Source organism: Streptococcus pseudopneumoniae (genome assembly GCF_001068775.1).
Taxonomy (GTDB): domain Bacteria; phylum Bacillota; class Bacilli; order Lactobacillales; family Streptococcaceae; genus Streptococcus; species Streptococcus pseudopneumoniae_N.
Genome location: NZ_JWAJ01000147.1, coordinates 1 through 4,622, shown reverse-complemented (window position 1 = coordinate 4,622; position 4,622 = coordinate 1). Strand labels below are relative to the sequence as shown.

At 37.5% G+C, this 4,622-nt stretch carries 6 protein-coding genes; 2 read left to right on the top strand and 4 right to left on the bottom strand.

Translation table 11 applies throughout. From position 1 onward, the window contains the following. Positions 1-190: 190 nt before the first annotated feature. The 3 genes from ADF68_RS09100 to coaA form a co-directional block, all read right to left on the bottom strand. Positions 191-703 (bottom strand): DNA topology modulation protein, encoded by a 513-nt coding sequence (locus tag ADF68_RS09100; protein ID WP_049549537.1) that lies wholly within the window; start codon positions 701-703, stop codon positions 191-193. A 64-nt stretch (positions 704-767) separates the two neighbouring features. Next, positions 768-1,016 (bottom strand): 30S ribosomal protein S20, encoded by a 249-nt coding sequence (gene rpsT, locus ADF68_RS09095; protein ID WP_029689628.1) that lies wholly within the window; start codon positions 1,014-1,016, stop codon positions 768-770. 52 nt (positions 1,017-1,068) lie between these two features. Then, entirely contained in the window at positions 1,069-1,989 is a 921-nt protein-coding gene (gene coaA, locus ADF68_RS09090; protein WP_049549536.1) for a type I pantothenate kinase, read from the bottom strand. A 201-nt stretch (positions 1,990-2,190) separates the two neighbouring features. Between coaA and ADF68_RS09085 the strand changes: the two genes are divergently transcribed. Both ADF68_RS09085 and ADF68_RS09080 read left to right on the top strand, forming a co-directional pair. Then, positions 2,191-2,595, top strand: coding sequence for a hypothetical protein (locus tag ADF68_RS09085; RefSeq protein ID WP_049549535.1), 405 nt, complete (start codon positions 2,191-2,193; stop codon positions 2,593-2,595). A gap of 169 nt (positions 2,596-2,764) precedes the next feature. After that, complete coding sequence (locus tag ADF68_RS09080; RefSeq protein WP_049549534.1) at positions 2,765-3,043, top strand: hypothetical protein; 279 nt, start codon at positions 2,765-2,767, stop codon at positions 3,041-3,043. Between the two features lie 300 nt (positions 3,044-3,343). On the opposite strand, the gene ADF68_RS09075 is transcribed toward ADF68_RS09080, so the two are convergent. Then, positions 3,344-4,510: an IS30 family transposase gene (locus ADF68_RS09075; protein ID WP_049548801.1), complete on the bottom strand. Its 1,167-nt coding sequence runs from the start codon at positions 4,508-4,510 to the stop codon at positions 3,344-3,346. Between the last annotated feature and the right edge of the window lie 112 nt (positions 4,511-4,622).

Here is a 4,622-nt window from a genome sequence, read left to right as displayed (position 1 = left end):
AAAAGGTATTGCCAAGTTGTAGTACTTTTTTCGAGGCTCTTTTGTCCTGCTCTTGTTTCAATTAACTATAAATTGCTCGAGTTATTTTTAATTGTTGAATAAAAGGAAAAAAGGAAGACTTTCTGGATGAAAAACTTCCTTTTTTAGTCAATCAGTACATGCTGATTTTAATGAAATGCTACTATATTGTTTACTTTTTTAAAGATCGCAAAAAACAATCAATCTCTGCTTGAGAATGGAGAATATGCATCTTTTCTGGGTAAGTATTGTTTAAGTATTGGTATCTATCCTTAGCATTTTTTGTTCGACCATCCCAGAGAATCCAACGAATAAATTCCCAGTTGAATTGCTCGGGGCATCCCTTAGCCATACTTTCTCTCACCTTCCCTCTATATTTTAAATAGCGCTTAAAGGCTCTTAGCAAACAATTCCAAGCAGAGAAGTTTAAAAAGATGATCTGGTCAGCTTGCTCCATTCTTTCCTCATAATAACACCAAGAGTAGTTGCCATCAATGACCCAGTTTTCGTTTTTGACTAGAAAAGTTTTCATTTCGTTATGCATCCAGTCACGGTCACTGTCCTGCCAACCTGGCTGAAATTGGAGAGTATCCATATGAAGTTTTGGGATAGAGTAGTGCCTAGCTAGTTTTTCTGCCAGAGTTGATTTTCCTGATCCAGAATATCCAATGATAGCTATTTTCATAATAACCTCCAGAAAACGTGCACAAAAAAAGCTCCGAAGAGCTCATTTTGTATGCAGTTAATAATTAACCAAGTTTAGCTGCAAGACGTGCTTTATCACGGCTAGCTTTGTTTTTGTGGATCAAACCTTTAGTTTCTGCTTTATCGATAGCTGAGCTGGCAGCACGGTAAAGTTCTTCAGATGGGTTTGCTTCAAAAGCTTTGATAGCAGTACGCATAGCTGATTTTTGAGCTGAGTTCTTTTCGTTTTGTTTAACGTTCAATTCAGCGCGTTTGATAGCTGATTTAATGTTTGCCAATGTTCTTACCTCCATTTTTACTAACTATACCATTATATCTGAAAACTTACGTTTTGACAAGGGAAAATTATTTTTTTAAGTAAATTTCATCAATTTCGTGATTTTTAGATTTATGGAGAATGACCTCGGCACGATTTCGTGTTGGTTCAATGTAATTCTGGAGATTGGTTAGGTTGATACTGGTCCAAACTTGGTGGGCAAAATCCTTGACTTCACTAAGAGGAAGTTGAGTGAAACGGTAGTAATAGTTGCCTGGATCATCCTGGGCAAAGCTAAGAAGTTTTAAGAAACGATCCAAATACCAGCTTTCAATATCCTCGACAGCGGCGTCGACATAGATTGAAAAGTCAAAGAAATCAGTAATATAGAGACGGTCATTATGGGGATTTTGGAACACATTGATTCCCTCAACAATGACAAAATCAGCGGCTTCTACTCGTTGTTTTTGACCTGGGACAATATCATAGATTTCATGGGAATAAACAGGGATATCAACATCCTGCCCATTTTTAAGTTGGTCCAGGAAATTGAGCAAAGCTTCCATGTCGTAGCTCTCAGGAAAACCCTTGCGATTGAGAATATCTTGCTCAATTAAGACACTGTTTGGGTATAAAAAACCATCCGTAGTAACCAGTTCAACACTTGCTCCAGGAACGATACGAGAAAGCAAAATTTGCAAGAGACGACTAGTAGTTGATTTACCGACAGCGACACTTCCTGAAACTCCGATAATGAAAGGTTGTTCTTTGCTCTCTCTTTGAAGGAAAATGCCTTTTGAAAAGGCAAGGTCTTCTTTGGAACGTTTGTAAATCTGAATCAGATGTGATAGTGGCAGATAGATATCAGTAACATCTTGTAGGCTAATCTGGTCATTGAAACTCTTAATGGAATCTAATTCTTCCTCGGTCAAGGGAGGAGTTGTTTTGCGATGCAGGGATTGCCAAGTTTCGCGGTTTATCTTTTCAAAATGTAAAAATTCGTTGGTCATTTGTTTTCCTCTAGATATTTTGTCTATCATACCATAAAAAGCTAAAAAAATGAAGCGGTTTCTTGAATGTGGTAAGTCAGTAGTATATACTATAAGTAGATAGAGGATGAACAAATTATTGATGAAGTAGGAGCCGGTTTCTCCTGATTTTATCAGCTAATAAAGGGGGCTTTTTAGTTCACAACTTATAGGAGGTGTACTATGAAAATCTTAAAAAGTTACATATTGGAACTCTGTTTTATTTTAAGTTTTGCTTTACCTTTTATAAAAGGAGCCAATGCAGATAATGGTAGACGTTTTGTGGAAATTTATTACGGTTTTACTTTTTTGATGGAACATGCTATTGTAACAGCTGTCTTTATCTGTTCGCTCTTAATTGCTTTCTTACTAAAAAAACGGTGGACGAAATGGCTTGCTGCTAGTAGTTATCTATTTTTGATTTTGTGGATTGCTACAGAGGGTTATTTATTCCGCATGTCAATAGAAGATTTGATACGACTGTGGACAAGTTTGGAAATCCTAACACAAACTTATCAGTTGGGCTTTTATCTAAACATCTTATTGGGAATACTGTTGATAATTAAGTATTTGAAGGTAAAGCAATAGTAATCAAAATGCGTCTGATTATAGACAATAAATTTGTTGTTTTATCCTGACTGTGATACCTTGTAGCTCCCAATGACTTGTCATTCGTTTCCAATAATTGATTGAGATTGAAGAACAGCGCTTTCTTTGTTAAAATATAAGGGGGAAAACCTATAAAGGAGGTGCTAAGATGAAAACGAGATTAAGAGATAAGATCTTGGTTTTGATCAGTCTGTTTGTAGTTGTTTTATGGTTATCACCAAACTGGATTAATTTTTCCTTTTCTATCGGACTTCACTCCTATAACTGGACCACTTTTGTTCTTTTTATTTTATTGCCCCTCGTAGGTCTTGGCTACCTTGTGCTAGCATTCTTTGAAAGAAAGTGGTGGCTCTTCTTTTTGGGTTTAGCTTGTATCTTTGCTTTTCCGATTACCATGGCAGTAGGGAGCTTTTTACTAGGGCCCTAATCCTAATCAGAACTTATATTATTTTTGTGGAAATACAACATGATTTAAGGCTAAATTCCCAAACTAAGTTCCACCGCTAGTAGAAGTGGAAGTTAGTCTGATAAAAATTGTAAAAACCAGTGGAATTCCGTGTCAGGGTAAGTTCCACTGGTTTTACTCATGCTTGATTTCATCGCTTTTGTAGTCGAAAGGAATAGAAAAAAGAGCGCACAAAATCCCCTCATCTGAAAGCGTTTCAGATTAAGTTCCGCTATGGTGGAAGTTAGTATGAGACGTTTGAATGGGTTTTTTGGTTAGTTTTTAGATTTTATGTTGGAGTAATTTAGAAGACTGACAGACATCTTCTGCAGGTATTTTAGAAATGCCGAGAAGTTTAGGAATTTCTTCTCCGTAAGTAAAGGCAAAGAGTTCATAGGCTGACTTTCCATTCAAAGCAGCGCGTTTGACACTGTTGACATGCGAACAGACGAGATTAATATCCTCTTGAGTTAAGTTGTCAAAGGAAGTTCCCTTAGGTAGAATGTCGCGAATCAGCGTGTGATTTTTCTCAATTCTCCCTTTCTGGTCAGAGCGATTAGGGTCGCAAAAGAAGAGCTTGCTCTCTCCTCGAACATCCATTTCGATGTCATCAACCCTGGCAAACTCTCCACCATTATCAGTCAGAATGACAGGAAAGAGTTGGAAGAAATCTTTGTCCGCTTGGTGAAGAGTGTTCTTGATTTTATAAAGGTGTTTGGTAACCTCAAGGGCAGTTTTATTAACCAGAAGTCTAGCGAAGATAAAGTTACAGAAAGAGAGGTTGAAGGTGAGTAGGACTTTCCCTCCCATTCTGCCCATAACTGTATCCATTTCCAGCCAAGAGTCTAGTTGATTAAGGGCTAAATAGTTTTGGAAATCCTCATAGGAACGGCCTTTTTTAGCTTCTTTAGGGATGGAAGGTAGATTATTTTTTCTTCTTTCTTTAAATTTAACAGCTCTAGCAAGATCAATCGGAGCGATAGACAGGTAACCTTTTCGGATGTGTCGATAGACAGTTGAGGAGCTAACATCAAGGTTATGAGTTTTGAGGATATGATAGATGTGTTGTCCCTTTTTAACCCCATCAGAAATAATTTTATCCATGTTCCAGAAAGTCTGAGAATTAAGAGGAGTTCCTTCACGAGCTTCGACAAGAGTTTGTTCGTACTGCTTTTGAGCTTGTTTGGCGAGGTAGAAGATTTTCTGATAGCCACAGTTTTGTCTTCTTTTAGGACATCCATTACAGACAAAGGGAGCTTTGGCAAGTAAAGGACAAGGGAGGTTATCACACGTAGACTCTCTGACTAGTCTGTTTCGTTTGACTTCTTTGGAAACAGTAGTCGGGTCTTTTAGAATAAGTTGCCCGATAGCTTTGAAGGTTTCACCGCGCTCTAAACCTAATTGGATATCATTACGGTCTGAAAGGGTAAGGTGTTTATGTTTGATCATAGTAGGCCTCATTTCTACCACAAACGTCTCACACTTAATTCCACCATAAAAATCCGTTTTAGACTAATTTCCACTTTGGTCAGGAAAGTGGAAGTTACTTTGAGAAATTACC

Bases quoted from the DNA above. Each gene is read 5' to 3' on its own strand.
- ADF68_RS09075 (WP_049548801.1), bottom strand. From the start codon at position 4,510: ATGATCAAACATAAACACCTTACCCTTTCAGACCGTAATGATATCCAA.
- ADF68_RS09080 (WP_049549534.1), top strand. From the start codon at position 2,765: ATGAAAACGAGATTAAGAGATAAGATCTTGGTTTTGATCAGTCTGTTT.
- coaA (WP_049549536.1), bottom strand. From the start codon at position 1,989: ATGACCAACGAATTTTTACATTTTGAAAAGATAAACCGCGAAACTTGG.
- ADF68_RS09085 (WP_049549535.1), top strand. From the start codon at position 2,191: ATGAAAATCTTAAAAAGTTACATATTGGAACTCTGTTTTATTTTAAGT.
- ADF68_RS09100 (WP_049549537.1), bottom strand. From the start codon at position 703: ATGAAAATAGCTATCATTGGATATTCTGGATCAGGAAAATCAACTCTG.
- rpsT (WP_029689628.1), bottom strand. From the start codon at position 1,016: ATGGAGGTAAGAACATTGGCAAACATTAAATCAGCTATCAAACGCGCT.